The organism is Streptomyces sp. NPDC001493 (genome assembly GCF_053597235.1).
Genome location: NZ_JBSFHV010000006.1, coordinates 123562 through 149415, shown reverse-complemented (window position 1 = coordinate 149415; position 25854 = coordinate 123562). Strand labels below are relative to the sequence as shown.

At 71.6% G+C, this 25854-nt stretch carries 22 protein-coding genes and 1 tRNA gene; 4 read left to right on the top strand and 19 right to left on the bottom strand.

The genetic code is table 11. The features are described 5' to 3' along the window. Nucleotides 1-355 precede the first annotated feature (355 nt). Nucleotides 356-913: a hypothetical protein gene (locus ACWCWD_RS11740; protein WP_450772140.1), complete on the top strand. Its 558-nt coding sequence runs from the start codon at nt 356-358 to the stop codon at nt 911-913. Nucleotides 914-1275: 362 nt separating this feature from the next. Here ACWCWD_RS11740 and ACWCWD_RS11735 read toward each other — a convergent pair. Together ACWCWD_RS11735 and ACWCWD_RS11730 are read right to left on the bottom strand one after the other, a co-directional pair. Continuing rightward, nucleotides 1276-1348: transfer RNA gene (locus ACWCWD_RS11735), tRNA-Arg, on the bottom strand. A 414-nt stretch (nt 1349-1762) separates the two neighbouring features. Next, the gene (locus ACWCWD_RS11730) at nt 1763-2308 is read right to left on the bottom strand and encodes an RNA polymerase sigma factor (protein ID WP_450772138.1); all 546 of its coding nucleotides are present in this window, start codon (nt 2306-2308) and stop codon (nt 1763-1765) included. Nucleotides 2309-2527: 219 nt separating this feature from the next. Here ACWCWD_RS11730 and ACWCWD_RS11725 point away from each other — a divergent pair, with 219 nt between their 5' ends. Continuing rightward, entirely contained in the window at nt 2528-4111 is a 1584-nt protein-coding gene (locus tag ACWCWD_RS11725; protein ID WP_450772137.1) for a BTAD domain-containing putative transcriptional regulator, read from the top strand. 15 nt (nt 4112-4126) lie between these two features. On the opposite strand, the gene ACWCWD_RS11720 is transcribed toward ACWCWD_RS11725, so the two are convergent. The 14 genes from ACWCWD_RS11720 to ACWCWD_RS11655 form a co-directional block, all read right to left on the bottom strand. Then, the gene (locus ACWCWD_RS11720) at nt 4127-4744 is read right to left on the bottom strand and encodes a TetR/AcrR family transcriptional regulator (protein WP_450772136.1); all 618 of its coding nucleotides are present in this window, start codon (nt 4742-4744) and stop codon (nt 4127-4129) included. A gap of 104 nt (nt 4745-4848) precedes the next feature. Next, on the bottom strand, nt 4849-5616 hold the full coding sequence (locus ACWCWD_RS11715; RefSeq protein ID WP_450772134.1) for a dienelactone hydrolase family protein: 768 nt from the start codon (nt 5614-5616) through the stop codon (nt 4849-4851). A gap of 65 nt (nt 5617-5681) precedes the next feature. Further along, nucleotides 5682-6020: a DUF4873 domain-containing protein gene (locus ACWCWD_RS11710; protein WP_450772351.1), complete on the bottom strand. Its 339-nt coding sequence runs from the start codon at nt 6018-6020 to the stop codon at nt 5682-5684. A 17-nt stretch (nt 6021-6037) separates the two neighbouring features. Further along, a complete protein-coding gene (locus ACWCWD_RS11705) occupies nt 6038-6970 on the bottom strand; it encodes an AurF N-oxygenase family protein (protein ID WP_450772132.1) in 933 nt (310 codons plus the stop codon). A gap of 5 nt (nt 6971-6975) precedes the next feature. Further along, complete coding sequence (locus ACWCWD_RS11700; RefSeq protein WP_450772131.1) at nt 6976-7872, bottom strand: ThiF family adenylyltransferase; 897 nt, start codon at nt 7870-7872, stop codon at nt 6976-6978. After that, entirely contained in the window at nt 7869-8813 is a 945-nt protein-coding gene (locus tag ACWCWD_RS11695; RefSeq protein WP_450772130.1) for a hypothetical protein, read from the bottom strand. The genes ACWCWD_RS11700 and ACWCWD_RS11695 overlap by 4 nt, the downstream gene beginning before the upstream one ends. A gap of 259 nt (nt 8814-9072) precedes the next feature. Beyond that, on the bottom strand, nt 9073-10335 hold the full coding sequence (locus ACWCWD_RS11690; RefSeq protein ID WP_450772129.1) for an acyl-CoA dehydrogenase family protein: 1263 nt from the start codon (nt 10333-10335) through the stop codon (nt 9073-9075). Nucleotides 10336-10410: 75 nt separating this feature from the next. After that, nucleotides 10411-10782, bottom strand: coding sequence for a hypothetical protein (locus ACWCWD_RS11685; RefSeq protein ID WP_450772127.1), 372 nt, complete (start codon nt 10780-10782; stop codon nt 10411-10413). A gap of 46 nt (nt 10783-10828) precedes the next feature. Next, complete coding sequence (locus tag ACWCWD_RS11680) at nt 10829-12445, bottom strand: GMC family oxidoreductase (RefSeq protein ID WP_450772126.1); 1617 nt, start codon at nt 12443-12445, stop codon at nt 10829-10831. Further along, the gene (locus ACWCWD_RS11675; protein ID WP_450772124.1) at nt 12445-13128 is read right to left on the bottom strand and encodes an SGNH/GDSL hydrolase family protein; all 684 of its coding nucleotides are present in this window, start codon (nt 13126-13128) and stop codon (nt 12445-12447) included. Before ACWCWD_RS11675 ends, ACWCWD_RS11680 begins: the two co-directional genes overlap by 1 nt. A gap of 35 nt (nt 13129-13163) precedes the next feature. Then, nucleotides 13164-13457, bottom strand: a complete 294-nt coding sequence (locus ACWCWD_RS11670; RefSeq protein ID WP_450772122.1) for an acyl carrier protein — start codon at nt 13455-13457, stop codon at nt 13164-13166. Between the two features lie 54 nt (nt 13458-13511). Further along, nucleotides 13512-14489, bottom strand: coding sequence for a ribonucleotide-diphosphate reductase subunit beta (locus ACWCWD_RS11665; RefSeq protein WP_450772120.1), 978 nt, complete (start codon nt 14487-14489; stop codon nt 13512-13514). Further along, the gene (locus tag ACWCWD_RS11660; protein ID WP_450772119.1) at nt 14486-16204 is read right to left on the bottom strand and encodes an AMP-binding protein; all 1719 of its coding nucleotides are present in this window, start codon (nt 16202-16204) and stop codon (nt 14486-14488) included. Before ACWCWD_RS11660 ends, ACWCWD_RS11665 begins: the two co-directional genes overlap by 4 nt. 229 nt (nt 16205-16433) lie before the next feature. After that, complete coding sequence (locus tag ACWCWD_RS11655) at nt 16434-17948, bottom strand: DHA2 family efflux MFS transporter permease subunit (protein ID WP_450772117.1); 1515 nt, start codon at nt 17946-17948, stop codon at nt 16434-16436. A 187-nt stretch (nt 17949-18135) separates the two neighbouring features. Here ACWCWD_RS11655 and ACWCWD_RS11650 point away from each other — a divergent pair, with 187 nt between their 5' ends. Beyond that, on the top strand, nt 18136-19140 hold the full coding sequence (locus ACWCWD_RS11650; RefSeq protein WP_450772115.1) for a beta-ketoacyl-ACP synthase 3: 1005 nt from the start codon (nt 18136-18138) through the stop codon (nt 19138-19140). A 3-nt stretch (nt 19141-19143) separates the two neighbouring features. On the opposite strand, the gene ACWCWD_RS11645 is transcribed toward ACWCWD_RS11650, so the two are convergent. The 3 genes from ACWCWD_RS11645 to ACWCWD_RS11635 all read right to left on the bottom strand — a co-directional run bounded on the left by ACWCWD_RS11645 (nt 19144) and on the right by ACWCWD_RS11635 (nt 24025). After that, entirely contained in the window at nt 19144-22491 is a 3348-nt protein-coding gene (locus ACWCWD_RS11645; RefSeq protein WP_450772113.1) for a BTAD domain-containing putative transcriptional regulator, read from the bottom strand. Between the two features lie 483 nt (nt 22492-22974). Beyond that, on the bottom strand, nt 22975-23292 hold the full coding sequence (locus ACWCWD_RS11640) for a hypothetical protein (RefSeq protein WP_450772111.1): 318 nt from the start codon (nt 23290-23292) through the stop codon (nt 22975-22977). 13 nt (nt 23293-23305) lie between these two features. Beyond that, on the bottom strand, nt 23306-24025 hold the full coding sequence (locus tag ACWCWD_RS11635) for an amidase domain-containing protein (protein WP_450772110.1): 720 nt from the start codon (nt 24023-24025) through the stop codon (nt 23306-23308). Between the two features lie 241 nt (nt 24026-24266). Here ACWCWD_RS11635 and ACWCWD_RS11630 point away from each other — a divergent pair, with 241 nt between their 5' ends. Then, the gene (locus ACWCWD_RS11630; protein ID WP_450772108.1) at nt 24267-25835 is read left to right on the top strand and encodes a hypothetical protein; all 1569 of its coding nucleotides are present in this window, start codon (nt 24267-24269) and stop codon (nt 25833-25835) included. Nucleotides 25836-25854 lie beyond the last annotated feature (19 nt).

Sequence of the window (25854 nt, the reverse complement as noted above, 5' to 3'; positions counted from 1 at the left end):
GGTCGATCCCCGTTCTGTCGAGGGCTGTGACCGGCTGCTTGGACTCTGGGGCCGCGCGCCCCGAGGGGCCGGCGCCTGCCCGGTTGATTCCCGGCAAGCTCTTGGGGCTACCCTCCTCGGCCGGTCCCGAACGGCTTGAACCGGTTGAGGCCTCCCGACTCGTACGAGGGGCGACGCTCGCTGAAATGTGGCGCATCCCGGATGCGCCGCCCTCCGGGGGCGTCGCCGAGATGGCCGTTTCCCGTACCGCGCCAGTTGGCTGGAAGAAGACTTACCGGTGCTTTGTGAATGTATTTAAGATCCCCTCGTCTCGACTTGATCATCCGGAACTCTTTGTGACGAGAAAGGGAATTGCGTGAAGCGTCTCGCCTTGAAGGTGCTGGCCCCGACGATGCTCGCTGTAAGTGCCTCCGTGATGGCCGCAACGCCTTCCGTGGCACAAGAGGCAAACAACACCTGCTCCACTTTCGCCAGCACCAGTGACAACTATGAGTACAAGTGTGAATTCTGGGTCTATCCCCTCGCGAGCACTACCGAGGGCGGCGTGATCAAGAACGCCATCTTCACCGACATCATCACCGACTTCAACAAGTACTTTCCGCTCAGCGGCTGCCCGGACAAGCTGAGCGTGGGGCTGTCCTGCTCGCTGAAGGACCCCTTGGGGGTCACCAGTAATCCGATCAAGGTCACCGAGATCGGAACGAATTACTACACCGTGAAAACGCTTCCGGGGCATGCGGAAGGGGAGGACAGGTACATAAAGTTCGCGCTGTACATCACCGACAACGAACTGCGTCTGGGTGTCGATTCGTGGGGGAAGCCGAGCCTCGCCTCCAAGGCGACGGTCAGCTCGGGGGGCGCCACCGTGCTGTGGCAGAGTTTCGCGGAAAATATCACGGCAGTTTTCGGGTGATGGAAATTCGCCGTTCGCGACGCCAGGCATGAGCCGGCGACGAGTCGAAATCCGAGCCGGGGATGAGCTTGCCGGACGCGGCGGTGTGAGGGGTGGTCCGGATCGGTCCGCACGAGCGGCGGCGGAGGTCCGGCTGAACCGGGTGTTTACCCCGAGTCGCCCTGAACTCCTGAGCATGTGGCGCGCCCGGCCCGGACGTGGACGCTGAGCTCCCGCGCTCCCCGCCGGGTTCGCCCAAGGCCGGGGAGAGGCCTCGGCACGCGCGAGCACCACGCGGGAGCATGTCGTCGAACATGGCGAAGGGCCAGGCTGGGCGTATGCCCTGACCTGGCCCTTCGCCAGAAAACGCGTGCTTGGAGCTGTGCCCCCGGCAGGATTCGAACCTGCGACACCCACTTTAGGAGAGTGGTGCTCTATCCCCTGAGCTACGAAGGCGGGGCTCTCGGGGAAGATGTGTGGGAAATTGCCGCGATGTCCGCAAGGTCCTGCACGATCTTCCGTTGGAGCCGCAGCGCGCTGCCCGTGGAGGCTGCGCACCGCCGCCAGTGTAGCGGGTGGGGCGCGATGGTGGCTGAGGGTGCCGGACGCCGGGTCAGGGGCTGCCGGCTGTGGCGAGGGCGACGGAGTTGTTCACCCGGGCATGGCCGAGGTGCCCGACGAGCGCGCCCTCGCCCCGTACACGGGAACCCGTTTGGCGCGGCGGAGCAGTGTCTCTGACGCCGGCTCGGCAGGGGTGAGCCGCCTCATGCAGCTCAGCGGTGGGGATCGGGCAGGTCAGGAGAGGCGTCCCGTTCATGGGGCGCCCCTCCTAACCGTGTGCGCGGGATCCGGCCGGGCGGCAGGCGTGGGTCAGCGGGCCATTTCCTGGTGGTAGAGCACCCGCAGCCGGCTGCGGGCCCGGGTGAAGGCGCTCTCCGCCGACTTGTACGTGATCTGCAGCGCGTTCGCCGTCTCGGCGGTGCTCAGGCCGCGTGCCCGGGCGAGCAGTACGTCGCGTTCGCGGTTGCCGAGTCCGGTGAGCTGGGTCAACAGCCAGGCGCCCGCAGCCCTGTTGCAGACCCGGTGCTCGACCTCGGAGCCGGGGTCCGGCTCGGGCCGGCGCAGGATGTGGACCCGGACGGCGAGCCTGCGATCGCGCTGGGTGCCGCGCTGGTGGTCCACGCACAGGCGCAGGGTGATGGTGGTGAGCAGCGCGGCGACCCGGGACTCGTCGAGGGCCTCGAAGGCCACCGCGCGGATCATGGCTTCCTGGACGCAGTCCTCGGCGTCCGAGGTGCGGCCGAGCCGGCTGGTGGCCAGGCGTAGCAGGCGCTCGCGCTCGGCGAGTACGAGGTTCCAGCGGTGGTGGTCGCGCCGTTCCTTCTCAGTGGGGGGGTGGGACAGTGTGCGCGTCACATCAGCTCCCGTGCGAGGTCGTGGTGGCAGGAGCCAGCCTCGACGGGGGCGGTGCAGGAAAACTTGATGAAAACATTCTCTGATTCCTCGCCCGTGGCAGGGGCCGTTCAGCGAAAATCAAGAAATGTTCCATCGTGACAGGCTTCGTTACCAGAGCGGAGTCCGCTGATTCTGGTGGGCTGAGCGATCCGGAATGGCGCGCACACGGGGGTGGCGAGCATGGTTCATGTTCAGTTGCTGGGGCCTGTGGAGTACCGGGCCGCCGGGGAGGATCTGGCTGAACTGGGACAGGCCAAGCAGCGTTGCGTTTTCGCCATGCTCGCCGTCAGCGCCAATGAGGTGGTCATGCCTGACGAGCTGATCAGCCGGGCATGGAACGCGGACCCGCCGAAGTCGGCGCGGAACATGATCCACTCGTACATCTCGCGGCTGCGTGGCGCCCTGGAGGACGCCGACGACGGCAAGGGGGCCGTCCTGCGCCGCCGGCACGGCGGGTACGTCCTGGAAGCCGATCCCGACGCGATCGACCTGCACCGCTTCCGCCGCACCGTGGCGACCGCCCGTGCCGCGGGGACGGACACCCGTACGGCCACACGGCTGCTGCGGGAGGCGCTCGGATGTTGGCGCGGCAGGCCGCTCGGCGGGGTGTCCGGGGAGTGGGCCACCCGGACGCGGTTGCAGCTGGAACGGGAGCACCTGTCGGCCCTCGTGGAGTGCCATGAGGGTGAACTGCGGCTCGGGGGCGGCACCGGGCTCCTCGACGAGCTGCACTCGCTCGCCGATCTGCATCCGGACAACGAGCTGGTCATCCGCAATCTCATGACCGGGCTCCACCGCTCCGGCCGCCGTACCGAGGCCGTCGGGGCCTACGAGACGCTGCGCCGCCGGCTCGCCGACCAGCTGGGAGTGGAGCCGGCCCAGCAGACCACGGCGTTGCGCGCCACCATCCTGCGTGCCGATCCGGACCTCGCCGCGGTCGGGCCCGCGGTGCCCGACGTGGCCCTGTCCGTGCCCCGTCAGCTGCCGCGCGTCATCCGCTGTGTGGGCCGGGAGCAGGAACTGGCGATGCTCGACGGGGCCGTCACCGCCGCCGGCGGACGCCCGGTCACCCGGGTGATCGAGGGCCCGCCCGGCATCGGCAAGACCGCCCTGGCGGTCCAGTGGGCGCACCGGGTGGCCCACCGCTTCCCCGACGGCCAGATCTTCGTGGAACTGCACGGCGGCAGAGCCGCGGCGCGGCCCGGGGGCGCGCACCTGGCCGGGCGGACACCGGTACAGCGGCGTGCGCCGGCCGAGTCGGCCCGTGGCCTGCCGGCGGACGTGCCCACACGTGACCGCGTGCTCTCGGGAGACGACGTGCTGCGGCTCGTGCTGCGGAGTCTGGGTGTGGACGTGCCGTCGGGAGAGGCCGATCCGGTCGCGTTCGGCCAGGCCGTGCTCAAGGACCTCCGGGTGCTCGTCGTCCTCGACGACCTGACCTCGCCGGAGCAGCTGAAGGTGCTGCAGCCCGGCCCGTCCGCCGGAGCACTCCTGGTGACCACGAGGGACGCCCACCGCCTCGCGGGAGCCGACGCGGTGCGCACCGTGGGACTGCGGGAGCTCAGTGTCCAGCAGGCCCGGCGCATGCTCGCCGGGATCCTCGGCGAGCGCCGGGTCGAGGCGGAGGCGCTTGCGGTGTCCCGGATCATCGACCTGTGCGGGCGATCTCCGCGGGCGCTGAGCGCGGTTGCCGAGCAGGCGCTCGTACGGCCCTGGCTGCCCCTGTCCGATCTGGCGGCCGCGACGGCGGGCCGCACGGGGTGACCGGAGGCGTACGGCTCAGCGCGACGTCGTCGCCAGGGCGTCGAAGAGGGTGCGCAGTTCGGTGATGCCCGCGTCGAGGGCCTGCTGCTGGTCCTCGGCCCGGGCGACCGCCATCGCCGTCTCGCACAGGCCGCCGTACAGGAGGTGGGTGAGGGCGGTGACGGAGTGCGGCGTGATGTCGCCGGTCGCGGCGGCGCGCCGGACACCCTCCTCCATCATCTTCAGACAGCCGGAGTTGATCTCGCGCATCTCCTCGGTGCCGAGCGCGCCCGGGGCGTCCAGGAGGTTGATGCGCTGGACGTCGGGTGCGAGGACCTCCACGAGGAAGGCCCTCGCACCGACGAACACGGCTTCCCAGGAATCCGGCTTCGCGTCCAGGTAGGCGCTGGCCACGATGTGGGCGAGCCGGTTCTGTTCGCGCTCGTACACCGCACGGAAGAGGTGCTGCTTGCCGGAGAAATGGTGGTAGAGGGCGCCCTTGGTGAGGTGGGCGGCCTCCACGACGGCATCCAGCGGCGTCGCGTTGTAGCCGCGTTCGGCGAACAGCGTGCGGGCGGCGCGGAGCAGTTCCTCGATGGTGCCGTCGGACCGTTCGCGCTGCGTCGGACGCGTTCTCGTACGAGTGGTGGGCATGTTCACACTCCCCGAGGTTCGACCGCCTTCAACTGGCTTTCCAGGCTACACGCACTTTCATTCCGTCCATACGTATGTGTTCCGGTCGTTCCGTCGCCGGTGCCTCAGTGCGCACCGACGCGTTCCACGAACCGCAGGACCCGGTTCCAGGCGTCCGCCGACGCGTCGGCGTACGCGTCGCGCTTGGCGTCGAAGAAGCTGTGCGGGGTGCCGGGGTAGGTGACGACCTCCCGGTCCACGCCCGCCGCGGCCAAGGCCTCGTCGAACGCCGCGACATGGGCCGGCGGGATACCGGGGTCCTCCCCTGCCATGAGGGCCAGCACCGGCGCCGCCAGGTCGGCCGCCCGGCTGGTCGGCCCCGCGGAACCGTCCGGCCCGTCCGCGGGCCAGCAGTAGAAGCCGATCACGCCGGCCAGGTCGAAGCGCCCGGCCGCCGCCATCACCGCGAGCCGGCCGCCGATGCAGAAGCCGGAGGTGAGGACGGCGCTCGCGGCGCCGCCCTCCTCCGAGCGCAGGTGGGCGATGGCCGCACTCAGGTCGGCGTAGAGCTCACGGGGGCTGAGCTTGGCCATGTGCTGGGCGTACGGGAAGTCCTTCTCCCGTTTCCCGACGCCTGCCGTACGTCCGTAATAGTCGACGACGAGCGCCCGTACGCCGTTCTCCGCGAAGCGCTTGGCCAGCTCCGTGTAGAAGCCGTACAGCCCGCGGACATCGGGAAGGATCACGATCGCCGTACGTGTTCCGCCGGCCGGGGCGGCGGTGAACGCGGCGAATGTGTTGCCGTCACTCGCGGTCAATTCCAGATACCGGCTCTCGATCACCGAATCAGGAATGTGCGGTACCGGTGGAATGGCGTCCTCGTCGAAGCACATGGGCCGGGGGCCTCCGTTTTTCTGAGTAGATCTGTTCTCTTCGTACGTGGTTCACAGTGCGTTTCTCATGCGTCGGAGGAGTCGGCGTCCTCGGCGTCCTCCACTTCTTCCAGGCTGAACGGAACGCGGAACGGGGGCACGCTCGTGCCCTCGATCCGGTACCGGTTCCACAGGTCGGGTTCGGTGATGCGGCCCTCCGCGTCGCCCTCGGCCGTACGCAGCACCACGCCGGCGCTGCGGTCGCCGACCAGCCGGGTCAGCTCCTCGTGCGCCTCCAGCCGTCCGTACCAGCGATAGCGGCCGTCCAGTGGCTGGAAGCGGCCGGTGAGCCGGGCCCTGAGCGTGAACTCGGCCCGGTTTTCCACGACCAGGACCGCAGGACCCTCGTATCCGTCATCTTCCACGGTCAACTCGCTTTCCTCTAGGCGTCCTTCAGCCAACCGGCCTCGCGCCACACCTTCTCCGAGCGGCCTCCGATCAGACCGATCGACTTGTAGTACGGGGCGATCCGCTCGGCGCCGTACGCACCGTTGACCAGGCCGATGGGGTTGGTGCGCCCCACCTCCACGCAGACCTTCGGATCGAGACCGGCCCGCTCGTACATCAGCGGGTTGTACCGGTCGTGGCGCACGGTCTTCACCACGGAGGCGAGGAAGTCGCGGAGCAGCTGCAGGCGCCGCTTGGAGAGCGTCGGCACGAACCGCTCCAGCTCGGTGCGGGCGAAGCTGATGTGGCGGGCCTCCTCCACGACGTGGATACGGGCAACCGTGCGCACCAGCGGCTGCACCGTCTCGTCGCTCGCCTGCTCGCGCTGGAAGCGGTCGAAGAACTCCTCGGTGAGCAGGAGCATCGCCCACAGCGCGGGCACCGGCGCGAAGGTCTTCAGCAGAAGCCCGGAACGCTGCGTCTTGCGGCTGACGGGGTAGAACTCCGAGCCCGTCTTCTCCACCAGCTGCGCGAACATGATCATGTGGCGGACCTCGTCGGCCACCTCGGTCAGCGCGAACTGCACCTGCGGGCTGGTGATGTCGCGCTTGTAGGCGTACCGCGACACCAGGTGCAGCAGGATGTGCTCGGTCCACACACCCGCGGCCAGCGACGACGCCAGCTCCTCACGGCTGAGCAGCAGCTTCTGCTCCAGGGACAGGGAGTCGTACAGCTCCGTGCCGAAGAGCGAGATCCGCTTCTCGGGCAGGAACCACTTGCCCTCCTCCAGCGGTTCGTCCCAGTTGACGTCGACACGCGGGTCGTAGGAGTGCCGGGCCGACGCGACGAGCAGCTGGGCGGCCTTCTTGGTCTGCCGGACGAGCGGGTCGCCCGAGCGGCGTCCCGGGCGGTCGGTTGCGGTGGTCATCGCGACTACTCCTTGTCCTGTGCGGGCTGTGAACTTTCCGAATGGGGTTCCGGCAGCTCGGCGTCCGCCGAGACCAGCCGGTGCACGTCGACCGTGAGGCGGTCGCGGACCGGGCGGCCGGCCAGGATCTCGATCACGTAGCGGGCGGCGAGTACGCCGAACTGGTGCGACGCGTAGACGAGCTGCGGAACGCTGTAGTCCGGGTCCCCGCGGTGCGCGGTGACGTCCGCGATCAGGTCGGCCGGGACGATCTCCCGGGGGATCACCTTCAGCAGCAGCGTCCACAGCGCGCCCTCGGCGATGTCCTCGGCGCTGACCGCGTCCGCGAGCGGCGTGGGATCGGTGCGGTAGTCGTAGAAACGCACGTGCTGGGTGCCCGACAGGTCGTAGCCGGAGACCACGGGCAGGCGGCGGTGGGCCGCCGCCACGTGAAGGGCGTGCTTGGCCCGCCAGCCCGAGAGGGTCGTGACGTCCACGCCGTCGACGACCACGTCCACGCCGTCCAGGAGCAGTTCGGGGGCGTCGGGGTGGATGCCCGCCGTGTCGACCCGGATCTCGGCGTACGGGTTGACCGACCGGATGCGCTCGGCCGCCACCTCCGCCTTGTTCCTGCCGATGTCCGCGCGTGTGGCGCTCTGCCGGTTGAGGTTGTTGAGCTCGTACTCCCCGGGCTCGGCGAGCACGAAGCGCCCCGTGCCCAGGCGGGCCAGCGGTTCGACGACCGCTCCGCCCGTCGAACCGCACCCCGCCACCAGCACGGTGGCGTTGCGTAGTCGCTGCTGTACGGCGTCCGGAATCAGTCCCCGGTTGCGCTCGGTCAAGGACCGGTAGTACGTCTCCGGGTCCTCGGGGACGTCGGCGATGCCCGTCCCGACCGCGGGGCCCGCGGTTGTGGTGCTCATATTCTTACCCTCCGGATCTCTCCCCCGACCCGGCCCACCAACTGCTTGAAGCCGGCGAGGGGGTTCGTCGCGTCCAGTGCGCGCTCGAGCCAGTGCACGAGCTCGTCCAGCTCCTCCCCGCGGGGTACGCGGGCCACGAACGGCTTGACCGACTCGCGTTCCGTGTACGCCGGGAAGAGCAGGTCGTCCTCCGCCAGCGAGGGGCAGGTGCCCTCGATGACGGTGATCTCCTTCAGGCTGCGCGCCAGGCGCCGCACGGCCAGACCCTCCTCGCCGTCCCCGACCAGGAACTTCGGCCTGGGCGAGAGACCGGCGAGGACGGTGTAGAAGCCGAGCATCAACTCCAGTGACAGGCGCAGACGCTGGGCAGGTGAGGTGTCCCGCTGGGAGGCGCGCTGCATCAGGCGCTTGATCTCCCAGATCTCGTGCCCCGTGACCTCTTCGTCCACGGGCACGTGGTCGAAGAGGTTGATGCCGTGGGCCACCTCGCAGGGAAACGGGGCGCGGTCGGGGTGGGTCACCGGCATGGGTGCGGCGTCCGTCGAGGCGATGACGGACACGTACCGCAGGATCGCGCCGGTCGACTCCTCCATGCCGATGACGTGGATCTCCTCGCCGTGCCCCGCGCCGAGCGGCTCCGCGAACAGGCCGCGGGCGAAGGCGATGCGGTCGCTGGCGAACCGGGACCGCAGGTACTGGGCGAGCCGGAACCCGTAGATCGCCAGCCGGTAGCGCTCCGGCAGCCGGGAATGCGGCACCGCGACCACGGTCAGGCCGTCGGGGCGCCGGGCCAGGTACAGCGGATCGGCCTGCTCGGCCAGGCCCGCCACACTCATCCGGTCGTGCAGGGCCAGCACGTGCTCCACGTAGCGGGCCCTGCGGCTGTCCTCGGCGGTCGCCGCAGCGGCCGGCAGCGCGTCGGCGACGGTCCGCGGCGTCATGTCGGTCCTCCCTGCGGGGAGCCGGCGGAGGGCGCCGGGACCGGGTCGGCCGCGGTCTCCGGCGCCAGGGGCGCGCCCAGTGCCAGGGCGGTGCAGCGGGCCACCGCGGCCTCGACGTACGAGGCGGCCGAGAGCGCGGCGGCGGCCCGCGCCCGGGGCGTGGCCGCCGCCTTCGGCCGTGGCGCGGCCGTCTGCGGAGTCGACGCCCGCGGGGCCGACGCCCGTGGGGCCGGCGTCCGGTCGGTGCGCGGAGACGGCGTCACAGCCGGCGCCCGTACAGAGCGCCGGTGATGGCCAGCGCCAGCACCTCCGGCGTGCCCTCGTAGATGCGGGCGCCGAACGACTCACGGACCAGCTTCTCCACCCCGTGGTCACGGCAGTAGCCACGCGCCCCGACGATGGACATGGCCTCCTCGGCCACCTCGATCGCGGCGCGGTCGGCGAACATCTTGGCGACGGCGGGTCCGTAGACGGGGGCGGGCATCATGTTGTCCGCCTGGTAGGCCGCCTGGAGGTACAGCAGCCGCGAGGCCTCGATCTTCGAGGACATCTCGGCCAGCTTGCGGGCCGTGAACTGGTGCTCGTACAGCGGCTTGCCCGCCTGGACCCGCTCGCCCGCGAACTCCTTGGCGATCTCGAAGGCGCCCCGGGCGACCCCGGTCGACATGGCGGCGACGATCGAACGGGCCTGGTTCGACTGGACGGTGAGGTAGTTCCAGCCACCGCCCTCCCCGAACGCGATGTTCTCCTCGGGCACCCGGACGTCGTCGAAGTGGAGCGTCGTGCCGAGGCAGGCCCGGTAGCCCATCTTGTCGGCCACCTCGCCGCGGGTGACGCCCTCGCTGTCCAGCGGCACGATGAACACGGTCAGTCCGGTGGAGCCCGGGTTGCCCTCGATGTTGGCGAAGACGGCCGCCCACTCGGCCACCTTGCCGTTGGTGATGAAGCGCTTGATGCCGTTGAGGACGAAGTGGTCGCCGTCCCGGCGGGCCGTCATCACGTCCTCGGCCAGCTCCGCGTGCTCCGGTATCAGCAGGTCGCAGCCCGCGGTCTCCTCGGTGATGGCGTTGCACGCCAGGACCGGCTCGTCCCCGAGGAACGGGGGCAGGAAGCGGGCCTGGAGCTGCTGGTCGCCCGAGAAAAGCACGGACGTCTGACCGAGCAGCGAGGCGCCGAAGATCAGCGCCGTGCTGGGGCAGACCGAGGACAGCTCCTCCATGGCCACGGACACGCCGAGCACTCCCAGGCCCCGGCCGCCCAGCTCCTTGGGGATGGTCAGACGCAGGAGTCCCAGCCGGTGGCCGGCCTCGACCATCTCCCAGTCGAAGTCGTCGGCCGGGGCGAGGTCGTTGGCGAGGGTCCGCGGCTTCACCACGGTCTGCGCGAACTCACGTACCTCCTCGCGCAGTTCTTCGACCTCGGGCGGGAGCTGGAACAGCGACGGCATGGCCGCCGCGTTGAGGGCGCGGAGGTCGGAAAGGGTCGGGGCGTTCGGGACGGCGGTGGTGGTGGTCGCGATCACGACGGTCGGCTTTCTGTGGTGGCGGACGTGGTGGCTGACGGTGCGGGCCGTGCCGGAGACGGTCCCGTCTGCGGCTCAGGCGGAGGCGGGCGCCAGGACGAGCTGGGCGTACGCGCGCCCCATCGCCGGGAGATAGTCCGCCAGTTGGCGCACCCGGGGGACCGGGCCCTTCACGACGAGGCCGCGGTCGACGATCGCCCGGGTCACGGGGAGCCGGCCGAGGAGGATCAGGTGCAGCGCGTCGGGCCGCACCTCCAGGCGCAGACCCGCGGGGTGGGGAGCGCCGTCGTGCACGCCGTCGGAGTCCAGCAGGAAGGCCGTGTGGGTCTCCCCGGTCACCACGAACTGGATGGAGAAGTCGCGCTCCTTCAGCAGGGCCGCGAATTCCGCGTCGGAGAAGGCCGCTCGGAAGGCCTCGATGAACAGCTGCGGGTCCTGAACGGTCACAGTCGTACTGCCTTTCGTCTGGTGGGGCTGGTCATGGGGCGGCGGATCAGCGGTGCGACAGGGCACCGACACGGCGCGGCGCGGCGTCGGCGAGGATCAGCTCGGCCGCGCGCTCCGCGAGCATCACGGTGGGGGCGTGGGTGTGGCCGCGCGGCAGGGACGGCAGCGCGGAGGCGTCGACGACGCGCAGCCCCGCCACGCCCCGCACCCTCAGCCGGGGATCGAGTACGGACTCGGGGTCCGCCCCCATGCCGCAGGTGCCGACCGGGTGGTACAGGGTTTCCGCGTGGGCCCGGGCCAGGGCGTGCGCCGTGCCGGGGTCCGGGTCCAGGGCCCCCGGTGTCAGGGCCGCCCCGAGGCGCTCGGCCAGCGAGGGTCGGGTGAGGACCTCGCGGGCCCGGCTCATCCCCTCGGCCAGCACCCGCAGGTCGTCGCCTTCCGGATCGGACAGGTAGCGCGGATCGATCACCGGGTGCGCCGCCGGGTCGGCGGACGCGAGGCGTACGGTGCCGTGGCTGCGGGGCCGCAGCAGCACCACGCCCAGGGTGACGCCGTGTGTCCGTGACTGTCGGCCCTGGTCGAGGGAGGGCACCAGCATCCACACGAATTCCAGGTCCGGTGCGGCAAGTGCGGGATCGCTGCGCAGGAACCCGACGGCCTCCGCGAGGTTGGACGTGAGCCGCCCGCGCCGGCCGCGCAGGAACTCGGCGATCTCGCCCTGCTGGTCGGTGACCCCGGGGGTCACCCTGCCGTGCGCCTCGAACGCCAGCGGGACGTAGAGGTGGTCGGCGAGGCCACGCCCGACCCGCGGGGAGTGCGCCCGCACGGTGATGCCGTGCCGCCGCAGCTCGTCCGCGTCGCCCACGCCCGAGAGCATCAGCAGCTGCGGGGAGCCGATCGCGCCCGCCGCGAGGATCACCTCGCCTTCGGCCCGCACCTCGGCAGGACCGTCGGCGGTCGTGTAGGCGACGCCGACCGCGCGGCCGTCCTCGATGAGGACGCGCTCGACGTGGGCGTCCGTGACGACGGTGAGGTTCTCGCGCCGCAGCGCGGGCCTCAGGTAGCCGTCGGCCGCGCTCCACCGCCGTCCCCCGCGCTGGGTGGTCCGCACCGGGCCGACGCCCTCGGGCTCCAGCGGATTCCCGTCGTCGAGGGCGGGCAGCCCCGCCTCCGCGCAGGCGCCCAGGAACTCGGCGGTGGCGGGGCTGGGATCGCGCAGGTCCTCGATACGGATCGGCCCCCCGGAGCCGTAGGCGCCCGTACCCGACCGGTCCTCGGCCCGCGCGAAGTACGGCAGCACCTCGTCGGCCGACCAGCCCGTGCACCCGTCGTCCTCGGCCCAGCCGTCGAAGTCCGCACGGTGCCCGCGGGTCCAGATCTGGGCGTTGAGCGAGGACGATCCGCCCAGCGTGCGGCCACGCGGCCAGTTCAGGCTGCGCCCGTCGAGACCCGGCTGAGGGGTCGTCCGGTAACCCCAGTCGGCCGACGTGCCGAACAGGGCGGGAAACGCGGCCGGGATGCTGATCTCGGCGCGCCGGTCCGGGCCGCCCGCCTCGATGAGCAGCACCTGCCCGTCGCCGTCGGCGCTGAGCCGGTCGGCCAGTACACAGCCGGCCGAGCCCGCGCCGATCACGACGTGCCGTACGGTTCGGTCCGCCGCCATCACGTCTCCGAGCCGCGCGCCGCCCGCTCCCCGAGGGCCTTGACGACCTCCGCGGCGAGGGCGGCGTGCCCCTCCATCGCGAAGTGGATGCCGTCGGCGCTCATCAGACGGGGGCGAAGCCGTACGGGGTGGGTCCACATCTCGATCAGCACGGCGTCGTGGCGCTGCGCCACCGAGCGGATGCGGTCGTTGAGGGCGGCCGTACGGTCTCTGAATTCCGCCAGTTCCGGAACCGCGTCGAAGACGTTGGCCACGGTGAACGCGAAGATGTCCGCACCCTGGGACCGCAGCGCCGTGTACATGGCGTCCAGGTCGGCCTCGACACCGTCCAGGTCGGGCTTGACGTCGAACAGGTTGTTGCCTCCCGCCGCCACGCTGACCAGGTCCGGCTTGAACGCGAGGACCTGCTCCAGCTGCTCCTCCCGCACGGCACCGGACCGCTTGCCCATGACGCCGGTGTTCAGGTAGGCGAAGTCGGGCTTCCCGGAACCGAGGGCGGCCTGGATCCGCTGCGGCCACGGCACATGCGCGTACCCCTCGCTGGGGTCGCCGAGGCCGGCGGCGAAACTGTCGCCCATCACGGCGAGCCGCTGCCACGGGGCTCCCCGCAGCAGCTGTACGGACTCGTCGTGCGAGAGCGTCAGCGGGTCGTCCGCCTCGGTGCGGAGATCGTGTGTCGTCATCGTCTCGTGCGTCCTTCTCTGGGAGGGCGGGTGGATCAGGCGGCGTCGCTCTTCGCCACCTGCTGGTGATCGACGAAGTCCTCGATGTCCTTCACCGTGGAGATGTCGGGCGTGGTGTTCGTGCCGAGGTCGGCGAGCGGGAACTCCTGCTCTATGCGCAGGGAGAGCTCGATGACGGCGAGCGAGTCGTAGCCGAGTTCCTCGACGAGGCGGTCCTCGGACCGCGCCTCGCGGGCCCCGAGCGGGCTCATCTCGCCGACGATCTTCCGAACCTGTGCGCGCAGCGTGCTGTTGCTGTTGCTGTTGCTGGTGCTGTTGCTGGTGTCCATGTTTTTGAGGTCCCTTTTCGCTGTCTTCTTCGGATGTGGGGGGTCGGACGTCGCTCAGCGGGCGGCCGCGCGGATCGGGTGGGGTGCGTCCCAGCGCTCCGCGTAGGCGTCGAGGGCGGTTTCCACCGCGACGTCCCAGGACGCGCCGGCCTTCTCGGACAGGTCCGGCAGGCCCACCAGCCGCAGCTGCTTCACCAGCCGTTCGCGGGCGATGTCGACGCTGCCCTGGAGCTGGGCGGCGCGGCTGAGCAGGGCCGCACGGAGCGCGGGCACCGGGTTGTGCCGGGAGGGGCCGATGAGGACCCAGGCGGCCACGCCGAGCGATTCGAAGTGCGCGTCGCCGACCACCTGGGCGAATCCTTCGGCGACCCCGTCCTGCGCGGCCCGCAGGCCGAAGGAGACGTGCCGCGACTCGTCGCGGGTGACGTTGGTGAGGCCCTCCTCCAGTGCCTCCAGCTTCAGCCGGCGGGCGAGGAAGCGGGTGGTGCGCAGGGCCGTCGCGGCGAGCACGCCCTCGGTGATCAGGTGGTAGTAGACGAGCGCCCGGTACCAGGACTCGCGGTCCGCGTGGTCGGCCCGCACCGCGTCGGTCACCCGGGTCAGCTCGGGGGTGAACACCTCCGCGTAGTCGGCGCCCTCCTCGACCGCGTCGAGACTCGTCCGGCAGCCCTCTTCCAGATAGGTCTGGAAGAACCGCACGTGGCGTGCCTCGTCGGCCAGCTGGGTGCAGAGGAAGATCCGGTCGTCCTCGGTGGGCGGCGCGTCGATCAGCGTTCCCAGCGTGTGCGTCACCGTGACCTCACCGACCTCCAGCTCGCCCAGCGAGCCGAGCATCTGGGCGCGTGAGAAGGGGGTGAGTGCCTGCCAGGTCTCCCAGTCCCGCGCGGGGTCGACCTGGGCGACGGCCCACTGCTGGCGCTCCCAACGGCGGTAGAGATCGGCCGAGTTCGCGAGCCGTCCGCGCTTCTCGGCGTTGGTCTCGGGGGCTGTCTCGGTGACGTCGAGTACGAGCCCGGTGGTCGTGACGCTCATGTGGCTGCCCCATCCAGTACCGGTGCGGTCTGTTCCGTCGGTCGGTCGTCGCTGTGTGTGCTGTGCAGTACGTCGCCGGCGATCGCGTTCTCCCCGGCCTGGCGCCAGAGCAGCCGGCGGCGCGGTTTGCCGCTGGAGGTCCGCGGGATGGTGCCGCGCCGGGCCCGCACCACGGTCACGGAGACCGAGGCGTCCAGGGCGGAGCGCAGTACGCCGGTCACGGCGCCCAGCCAGCCGTCGCCCGCGACCTCCACGACGATCACCGCTCCCGGTCGCCCGCCGCGGGTGCCGAGCGCCACCGCGCAGCGTCCCGGCGGTACGCCGGGGGCGGAGGTGAGGGCCGCCTCCAGGTCCTCGGCGTGCACCTTGCGGCCGCGGACCTTGATGCTGTCGCCGATCCGCCCGATCACGTACAGCTCGCCGTCGAGCAGGAACCCGGCGTCACCGGTACGCAGTCCGTCGTCCCCGAAGGGCGCACTGGCCGCGGGGTCGGGCGAGGTGTAGCCGTCGGCCACGGACGTTCCCCTGACCCGGATCTCCCCGAACGTGCCGTCGGGCAGCAGGACCCCGTCTTCGTCGACGACGTCGACGGAGGTCTCGGGAACCGGCGTGCCGCAGGAGGCGATCCAGCCGGCCGGGTCCTCGGGGCGGTCGACGCCGAGCGTGCCCGAGCCGACGACGGTCACCGGTGCCCCGGTCTCCAGCGGGCCGGACGGCCTGACGATGCGCGCTCCGCGGCCGGGGCGGACGCCGGTGACGGCGAGCGTCGTCTCCGCCATGCCGTAACAGGGCGTCAGGGCACGGGAGTCGAAGCCGTACGGGGCGAGCTTCGCCGTGAAGTCGGCGACCACCCGGGCGTCCACGCGCTCGGCGCCGCTCATCGCGACCCGCCAGGTGGAGAAGTCGGTGCCCGTCAGCTCCTCGTCGCGCACCCGCGAGTTCGCGTACCCGTAGCCGAAGTTGGGCGCGGTGGTGATGGTCACCCCGTGCCGGCCGTGGCAGTCGAGCCAGCGGGCCGGGGAGCGGATGAAGTCGACGGGGCTCATCAGCCACAGGTCGATCTGGGCCACGACGGACCCGAGGAACGTCCCGATGAGACCCATGTCGTGGTAGAGCGGAAGCCAGGACGAGCAGGAGTCCTCGGGCGTCACCCCGAGCCATTGGTGGATGGCGCGGACGTTGGCCGTGAGGTTGTCGCCGGTGACCCGGACCCCCTTCGGGGTGCCGCTGGATCCGGACGTGAACTGCAGCAGGGCGAGTTCCGCCGTGCGGGGGGCCAGGTCGTCGGCGGCGGGCAGCCCGGCCGGGTCGGGCAGCACGAGAGGCGCGCCCGTCCCCGCCTTCGCGCAGGCCGCGGCGGCGAGCGGGGCGAGGTGGGCGTCGGTCAGCACCGCGGCCGGAGTGGCGGCGCCGAGGACGGCGGCGGCGTGCTCGGCGAAGGCTTCGTGCCCCCCGAACGTGACGGGTGAGGCGATCGGGGACGGTGTGGCCCCCGCGTACATGGTGCCGAGGAACGCCGGGACGAAGGTCTCGGGCTCCTCGATCAGCAAGGACACGACGCCCTTGGTGACGCCGTTGCTGTGCAGGTAGGCGGCTGTGCGGCGGGCCGCGGAGGCGATGTCCGCGTAGGTGCGCAGGTGCCAGTCGCCGTTTCGGTAGTAGTGGATTCCACGCTCCGTCGCGGGGGAGTCCAGCCAGTCCAGGACTGTGTTCATCAATTCCCCTAATCGAACCGATGGGCTCTCGTCCTGTATTACGGGCCTACGGCCCCACCCCCTCGTGGCGATCGTGGAATTCTCGGCGGGGCGGGCACGAAGCGGGCCCGGAACGAAGCGGGGCGGGCACGAAGCGGGGCCGCGGATCCTGGGGATCCACGGCCCCGCCGGGGCCGGCCGCGGCCACGGGGGATGGAACCGCGGTCGGAGCTCGGGGTGGAGCGTCTGGTCAGCCGCGGTCCGGAGCGGGGACGCCTTCGGCGGACGGCGTGCCCGACTCGGCGGCGGCGGCCTTGGCGGCGGCCTCGGCCTGTGCCCGCATGTAGGCCTGGATCTGCGCCTGGGTCTCGGCGATCTGCGCCATCGACTTCTTGGTGAACATCCAGAACGCCGGCACCCCGGACGCGGCGATGAAGATGCCCGCGAGCAGGAAGGCGTTGAGGTACGGCTGCGGCGTGCTCAGGTCACCCGCGGCGAACACCGCCGCCATCCCGGCGACACCGACCAGGCCGCCGAACTGCCGTGCGGTGGTGGCCATACCGGTGCCGGTGGCGAACTTCAGCGGGTGCACGGAGATGGACGCCGCGGTCGTCACGCTGGTGAGCGCGGCACCGATCACCGCGCCGCCGAGTGCGCCGTACGGCAGCCACAGGGCCAGGAACTCCCGGTCGGAGCCGAGGCCGGTGTACGCCCAGATGCTCAGCACGAGGAAGACGACGGCGGCCACGATGACCACCGGACGCTGCTTCTCGGGCTTCAGGCGGCGGCCGATCGTGATGGCGGCGACCGCGGAGAGCACCGCGCCCGGGGTGACGGCGAGACCGGCCTTGAGCACGGAGTAGTGCCAGATCGTGGTGAGGTACAGCGGCCCGGAGAGGAACCAGACGAACAGGCCGGCACCCAGCAGGAAGGCGGTGAGGTTGGCCGCCGCGAACATCGGTGTACGCCACAGCCCGGTCTCCACGGCCGGGGCGGGGTGCTTGCCGGAGCGCTGGAGCGAGAAGGCCATGAGGAGGAGACCGGCGCCGATCCAGATCCACGTCCTGGCCGCGTCCCAGCCCCAGTCGCCGGCCTTGGTGAGGCCGATGACGACACCGGCGATGCCCAGGGTGATGGTGGCCGTGCCGAGCAGGTCGGGAAGCTTGGTCGGCTCCGCCGCGCGCTTGGGCAGGCTCGTGGCGCCGTAGACCACGAACAGGCCGATCGGGATGTTCAGGAAGAACACCACGCGCCAGTCGATCTCACTGACCAGCAGACCGCCCAGCGCGGGTCCGGCGGCGGCGGCCAGGGAACCGGCCGCTCCCCAGATGCCGATGGCCTCGGAACGCTTCTCCGCGGGCGTCTCGGAGAGGACGAGTCCGAGTGCGGAGGGGATCATGCCGGCCGCGCCGATGCCCTGGACCGCACGGGCGGCGATGAGGAGTTCCACGTTCGGCGCGAGGGCGCAGGCGAGGGACGCCAGGGTGAACAGCCCGACCGACCACAGGAACAGCTTCCGCCGGCCCAGGATGTCGGCGAAGCGCCCGGCCGGGGTCAGCAGGGCGGCGAACAGGATGCCGTAACTGGTCACCACCCAGGTCAGGTCGGTGACGGACTCCTCGGGGAAGTCCGCGCGCAGGGCCGGGAAGGCCACATTGACGATCGTCGTGTCGAGGAAGGCCATGAACGTGGCTGCCGACGTGAGCAGCAGTGTCTTCCCCGCACTCGACGGCTCGGCGCGAGACGCAAGCGGTACTGAGGTCACCTGTCGATCCTTCCAATTAACATTCCGTGAGTATGTGAGTACATACCATCAGTATGTGACTGTCAAGTGGCAACCCCGCAAGCGGTCTTCGCGTTGTCACGCGGGGTGGAGCCGTCCGGCGCGTAACCCCTTCGAAGGAGTAAGGAGCAGGCAAGGACGCAGTTGCGAGCGACGACAGGAGTCCCGTGTGAACACCACGCACGCCGCGCACGTCCCCGGGCCGGACCGTCACCATGCGGTTCTGCTCGGCATCGGGGGCTACCGGCCCCGACGGATCGTCACCAACGAGGAGATCTGCCGCACCCTGGACTCGTCACCCGACTGGATCCAGCGCCGCAGCGGCATCCGGACACGCTGCTTCGCCGGTCCTGACGAGACGCTGGCGGAGATGGGGGCCGCCGCCGCGGGGAAGGCGCTCGCCGACGCCGGCATCGCACCGGACGAGGTCGACCAGGTACTGGTCGCCACCATGTCGGACATCGGCGGGGCGGGCACCGGGGCGGCGGCGAACGCGCTCGCCGCGGAGATAGGCCGCCGCCTCGGCGTACCGGGTCCCGCCTGGCAGGTCGCCGCCGCCTGTGCCGGATTCGCCGTGGGGCTCGCCATGGCGTCCGCGTCCGTCGCGACGGGGCAGGCCCGCACCTGCCTGATCGTCGGAGTGGAGCGGATGTCGGACATCCTCGACCCGCAGGACCGCTCCACCGCCTTCCTGTTCTCGGACGGGGCGGGCGCGGCCGTGGTGGGACGCGGTACGGAGCCGGGCATCGGGCCCGTGGTGTGGGGCACCGATCCCGGACTGCGCGAGGCGATCACCGTACGGGAGGAGCCGGAGTACGGCGGGCCCGTCATCCGCATGCAGGGCTCCTCGGTCTTCCGTTGGGCGGTGACGCAACTGCCCGGTCTGGTACGGGAGGTGCTGGACCGCTCCGGTCTCGGACCCGGCGACGTCCAGGCGTTCGTCCCGCACCAGGCGAACCTGCGCATCATCGAGGCGGTCACGGAGAGCGTGGGCTTCCCCGCCGAGGTCGCCGTGGCCCGCGACATCGTGGACCAGGGGAACACCTCGGCGGCGTCCATCCCCCTCGCCCTCGACCGCTTGCGCACCTCCGGGGCCCTGCGGAAGGGCGACCTGGCGGTACTGATCGGCTTCGGGGCCGGCCTCACGTACGCCGGGACGGTGGTGCGCGTCTGAGTGTCACCCGCGCCCCGTGCCCAGCAGGGTCCGCAGGGTGTCCGCCTCCGGGACGGCGAGGGGTTCGGCCAGCCGCAGCGCCCGGTGCCAGGGCCGGTCCGGGCGGCCGTGCCCCGGTACGGTGTCGGCGGCGCGGCCCCAGGACAGCAGGGCCCTCACCTCACCCAGGCGGTGGCCCGCCGCCCGGTACAGCGCGGAAGCCTTGCGGTACCTGGTGATGGCAGCCGCGCACCGCCCGGACGCCAGTGCGCAGTCCGCCTCCAGGACGAGCAACTGCGCCGTGACCAGGCGCATGTCGCATTCCTGGAGGACCCGCCTGGTGCGCCGGCCGGCTGCCAGCGCCTCCTCGTACAGGCCGAGCCGTATGTACGTCTCCGCGCTCGCGGCCTGGGCACGCGCCGAGCCCTGCCGGTAGTTGACCCGGTCCGCGAGCAGCCGCGCCTTGCCGAAGCTGCGCATGGCCACGTCCGTGTGCTCGGCGGCGGCCTCGACCACGCCCAGCCGGATCAGGCAGTCCGCCTCGATGCGGGGGTCCGACAGGTACGGGATGGCGACATGCGCCTCCCGCGCGGCGATCACCGCGCGGGTGTGTTCCCCGAGGTCGCTGAAGAGCGCCGCCCGGCAGGTCAGCGCCATGGCCACGCCCTCGAGGAAGTCCATGTCACGGCTTGTGCGAATCGCCAGTTCGCACCACTGGTCGGCCTCGGCGTACTGCCCCAGCTGGCGCAGCGACAGGGCGATGTAGACGGGCAGACGGATCTGCCCGAACCGGGAGCCCGCCCGCTCCGCCAGTTCGAGGGAGCTGCGGAAGCCGCGCAGGGCGGACACCGGGTCGCCCGCGTCGTAGGCGTTGCGGGCCAGCCGGCCCACGGCGTTGGCCTGCCCCGCCAGGTCGCCGAGGCTCTCGTGGATGTGCAGCGCGGCGCCCAGGTACCGGTTCGCCAGCCCGATCGCCCCGACCGACCAGTACGACCGGCCGAGAACCGCCAGGGAGAGTGCCTCCCCCGCCTGCCACGACGCGTCCCGGCTGATGGTGAGCGCCTCCCGGGCAAGCTTCTGCTCGCTGGAGTACCGGCCCTTGCGGTACCGCGAGTCCGCGAGGTTGAGCAGCATCGCCGTATTCGCCCGCTCGTTCCCCAGCTTGGCGGCTGCGCTCTGCGCCGCCTCCACGGCCGCCGTCCAGTCGTCGCCGCCCGGATGCAGCCGGATGTAGCCGACCATCGTGTCGGCCAGCCGCCAGCTCGCAGGACCGAGACCGACCTCGGACGCGAGCGTGATGGCGGCGCAGAGATTGGCCTTCTCCCGGTCCAGCCAGGCCATGACGTCCTCGCCGTCGCCGTCGCCGTCGCCACCGCCGCTGTCCGGGCGGCCGGGGCCGTCCGGGCCGGTCCCCACGGGGTCCGGTTCCGGCGGCGGCGGACCTGCCGGGGAGACGGCGCCCTCGCCCCGGTGCACCTCCGACATCTGGATGCGGCCGGCGCTGCTGATCCGCTCCACCGACTGCCGGTACCACTCCAGAAGCCGCAGCAGGACGTCCCGGCGCACCGCCCACGGGTCCTCGTCGGACGCGCGCCCGACCGCGTACTCCTTGACCATGGTGTGCATGCGGTACCGGCGCGGGGCGTACTCGGACAGCAGGTTGGCCCGCACCAGCGCGTCGATGTGCTCCTCCAGCAGGGCGAACGACCCGTCCGCCAGCGCCGCCACCGTGTCCCGCCCGAACTCGGTACCCGGAAGGACGCCCAGCTGTCTGAACAGCTGCCGCTGGTGCGCCCTCAACTTGCCGTACGACAGGTCCATCGCCCCACGCGTGTCCGGGCTGCTGCCGGTAGGAACCCGTGCGAGCACCTGGTCCAGCCGCTCGTCGGGGTGGTTCGCGGCGTAGGCGCCGCTGAGCCGCACGGTCAGCGGAAGCCGCCCGGAGGCCCGTACGATGCCGGCCGCCGCCTCCGGCTCGCTCGCCACGCGGGCGCTGCCGACCAGCGAAGCCAGCAGCGCGAGCGCCGATGGGGTGTCCAGCGCGTCCAGCAGCACCTCACCGGCGTAGTAGGCCGCGGTCAGCCCCGGCATCCGCTCCCGGCAGGTCACCACGACCGCGCTGCCGTCGACACTGGGCGGCAGCAGGTGGCGCACCTGGTCGGGCCCCGCCGCGTCGTCCAGCACGATCAGCACCCGGCGGGTGACGAGCAACGTCCGGTACAGGGCGGCCCGTTCGCCGAGGCCGAACGGGATGTCGGCGGCCGGCAGCCCCAGCGCGAGCAGCGCCTGGGCGAGCGCCTCGACCGGTTCGAGGGGCGGGAGATGCGGCTCGTATCCCCGTAACGTCACGAAGAACTGCCCGTCGGGGAAGAACGCCTGGACCTGCTGCGCCCATTGCAGCGCCAGCGTCGTCTTCCCGGCCCCGGCCATGCCGCTGATCACGGCGAGGTTGCTGCCCCGCGGCGCGGTGGTGGCAGTGGTCGCGGCGGTTCCGACGGCTGATGGCTGAGGGGTCAACAGCACGTCCAGCTGGTGCAGTTCATGCTCCCGGCCCGCGAAGTACCCGGCGAACCGGGGCATGTGCAGCCTGTCGAGGGCCCGCGTGGCGACGGAGCGGGTGTTGCCCCGGCTCTCCGGCTGCCGTTCCGGGTTCAGCAGCCGTTCACCGGCGTTGCGCAGCGCCTCGCCGGGACGCGTCGACAACTCGCTGGCCAGTCGCTCCCGTGCCGCCTCGTACGTCCGCAGAGCGGCGGCCGGGTTTCCGATGTCCCGGTGGGCCAGGACCAGCCGGAGCGCCAGCTCCTCGTCGTACGGACGTTCCTCGGTCATCCGCTGGAGCTGGTCGAGGATCTCGTGGGGCCGGCCGAGTCCCAGCTGGGCGTCGAAGTAGTCCAGCAGGACGGCCTGCCGCTCGCCGTCCAGGGTCGTGCGCAGCGCTTCGACGTGGGTGCCCAGCAGGTCGCCCAGCGCGGCGCCGGACCACTGCGCGAGCGCCGACCGCAGGAGCCGGCAGCGCTCTTCGTCGTCCCGGACCGTGGCGGCCCGGGAGGCGCGGGAACGGAACCGGTACAGGTCCACGGCCGTCGGGTCGACCCGCAGCACGTATCCACCGGCCTGGGACAGCAGCGCAGGACGTCCCGGCGCGGAGGCCAGGACCTTGCGCAACCGGGTCGCGTACCCGGCGAGCGTGTTGCGCGTCTTGCGTGGCGGGTAGTCGTCCCACACGAACTCGGCGAGCCGGTTGCTCGGCACCACGTTGTTCACATCCACCAGCAGCATGGCCAGCAGGCTGCGCTGCCGCGCGTGTCCGATGTCGAGATCGCTTTCTCCGGCCAACGCCCGTACCGGTCCCAGAACCCGCAGGTCGATCACAGTGGACTCCACTCAGAGTTCGACGGTCGCCAGGTGGCTCCCCAGGCATAAGTGCGGTGCACGGCCAAGAGTTGTCGAACGTGTGTAGGAGTGTGGGAACTTTGTTTCTCGTGTGGTGAATGTAACGCCGCATCCGCCGGGGTCCGCCGGGGTCCGGCGGGTGCGGTCGGGGAAGTTCGGGGCGGCCCGTGGGCGGCCGGGCTGCCGGGGCGAGGGCGGCCCCGGCCTCCTGTTCGGGGTGCCCCCGCTCGGCGCGGTGAGGGCGTGGGCGGAGGACGTGTGTGACGGTGGGTAGCGGGGCGGCAGGCCAGAGGTTCTCGGGACCACCGGCCGGCTCGGCCCGTCGGTGACGTGCGACCGATGAGCGGTGGTCGTGGGTGTCGGTGAGCGGGGGCGCCCGGAAGGAGAGTTGGCGGGCGCCCCTGGTTGGAGCGGCCCGCACCGAAGGCGCGAGCCGCTCCCGCTGTCATGGCGCGTGAGGTGTCAGCAGAGGCTGGTGCCCCCGCCCACGAGCATGAGGAGGCCGACGGCTCCCGTGAACAGGAACCGCAGGGCGGTCGCTGTCCAGCCGATCCGGCGGAGCCGGATGCTTCTCGGCGCGAGGAGTGCCCATGTGACCGGAAGCGAGCCCAGGAGGAGGTACGTGACCAGGGTGGCCTGGTCCTGGGCCGCGAAGTCGCACGCGCTGCTGGTGGAGTCGGAGTGGAAGGAGAACGCGACGAACAGGGCCAGGGCGGCCTCCGCCACGACCGGCGGCAGCCATCGTGCCGGGCGGCGGGCAACGGCCACGGAGTCAGTCATGGTGGGCAGCCTCTCACTCGTACCACGGGAAGGGGGTCACGATCCAGGTGCTCATGTGCGGGTGCTGCTTGCGCTGACTGGTCAGCGGGTAGTTCTTCCGGTTGGTGCTGTGCTGGCTGATGTAGATGTTGCCGTGCGAGTCGATCTTGGTGACCACGGAGGCATGGCTGATCCCCTTGAATCCGTTGGGGTGATCGTCGCCCTTGTCGTTCCAGTTGTAGAAGACGATGTCCCCGAGGTGGACCTGCCCCTTGTTGGTGTGCCAGGAGTCGGTGGCCTGACGACTGATGAAATTCGCCAGGTGGTAGGCCATGGACCAGGAGTCGGACTGCTTCCAGTACGAGTAGTTCGTGTTGCGCCACCAGTAGTCGTCCTTGTGGCGGTCGAGCCGGGACCCCCACTTCTTGTCCATGCCGCCTCCGCCGTTGAGGGACTTGGATGCGAAGTTCGTGCAGTCATTGCCGTAGTTGTGCGCGGAGTTCGAGTGGGCGCGGGCCCAAGTGGCGGTGCCGCCGCCGGAGATGTCGGCGGCGTACTGGGCGTGGGTGGAGACAGTGGTGACCGTCCCGGACGAGGTTTCGGAGGCGTTCAGGTTGCCGTCCGCGTCGGTCGTCACGGCGTCGGGCATTCCCGTGGTGTCCGCCGAGTCGTCGGCCGTGAGCTCGGAGCCGAGCTGGGAGAGCGCGTCGCTGCCCACTCCGTGTGCCCGTCCGGCCGGGTGCCGTACGTGCACGCCGCGGATCGCGATGCCGGGGGGTGTGACCGTGCGGGACCCGGACGGGTACCTGCCGGCTCTGCCCACGCGTACCCGGGGCGGCTCGTGAGCCGACGTGCGGAGCGGCGTTACGCCTTTCGGCTCATCCCTGCGGACCCGCGTCGGCCACGGCTGAAACCTCACGGCGGGTGGGGGATTCTCGGGCGGAGTTCCGGAGGTTCGCCGGAACCCACAGCCCGCAGGGTTCTGGAGGAGAGCGATGAGCAACGGTCCGCAGACCACGGACGGCGCGCGGGTCACGACGGCCGGCCCGAGCGGCTCGGTCCCGCGGGCCGACGCGGTCCCCCCGGTCGCCGCCGCCCGTTCCGCCCGGCCGTCCCGCCTGCCCCGGTCGGACCGCCGGTCCGGCCGGCCCCGGGGCGCGGTGGCGGTCGCCGTCGTGGCCGCCGCGTTCACGCTGGCCCAACTCCTCCTCGTACGACCGGGGATGGGCCTCGGCTGGGACGAGTCGGTCTACGTCAGCCAGGTCGCGGGCCACGCTCCCGCCTCGTTCTTCAGCGCCCCACGGGCCCGAGGCGTCCCGCTGCTGGTGGCGCCGGTCGCAGCCTGGACCTCGTCGACCGCGTTGCTCCGGGTCTACCTGGCCGTCCTGTCCGGCCTCGGCCTCTTCCTCGCGCTCCGCGCCTGGCGGGGCGTCCTCCCCGCGCGGGTGCTCGCGACCGCGGGCGCCCTGTTCGCCACCCTGTGGGTGACGCTCTTCTACGGTCCGCAGGCCATGCCCAACTACTGGGTCGCCGTCGGCGCCCTGGCCGGTACGGGCTGCTTCCTGCGCACCCGCGCGGACCGCTCCGACCGCGCGGCCCTCTGGGGCGTCGGCCTGAGCGCGGCCCTGATGGCCTTGATGCGGCCCATGGACGCGGTGTGGGCGGTCCTGCCCCTGCTCGTGCTGCTGGTGTGCGTACGGCAATGGCGCCGCCCGGCCCTGCTGGTGGCGCTGGGCTGCGGACTGGCGGCCGGGGCCGCCGCGTGGGTGGTCGAGGCGTACGCCGCCTACGGAGGGCTCGCGCAGCGCCTGGCCGACGCGTCCCGTATCCAGGGCGGCCTCGGCTGGAACATCGCGGTGGTGGACCAACTGCGCGCACTCGGCGGACGCACCCTGTGCCGGCCGTGCGCCGGTGCGGTTCCCCCCGTCGCGGAGACACTCTGGTGGTTCGCCCTGCCGCTGCTCGCCGCCCTCGCGGTCAGGGCCGCCGTCCGCGCGGGCCGCCCGGCCGTCACGCTCGTACCGCTGGCCTGCGCCGCCTCGGCGGCCTTCCCGTACCTCTTCCTGATCGGCTACGCGGCACCCCGCTTCCTGATGCCCGCCTACGCGCTGCTCGCCGTGCCGGTCGCCGGACTCCTGGTGCACGCGGTACGGGTGCCGGGGCGGCTGGGCCGGCCGCTGACCGTGACCCTGCTGGTCCTCGTCCTGGCCGGGCACCTGACCGCGCAGCTCGTGGTCCTGCACAACACCGTGCGGCGCACCACGGCCGCCCGGCAGGAGTGGGCCGACATCGCCGACGGGCTGCACCGGCTGGGCGTCCGGCCGCCCTGCCTGGTCACCGGCAAGGAGTACGTCCCGATCGCCTTCTACGCGGGCTGCTCCTCCGCGGCGGCCGGCGGCCACGACGCCAACACCACGACGGCAGGCATCCGGCGGACCGCCGAACGCATGCCCACCGCCGTGCTCCTGGCCCCGGGCGGCGGACCGCCCGGCTACGCCCGGTCCTGGACCCCGCACCGGACGGCCGGGCTGCGGGTGTACGTGGCGCCCGCCGTCGACCGCTGAACCGCCCTGAAGGTGCACG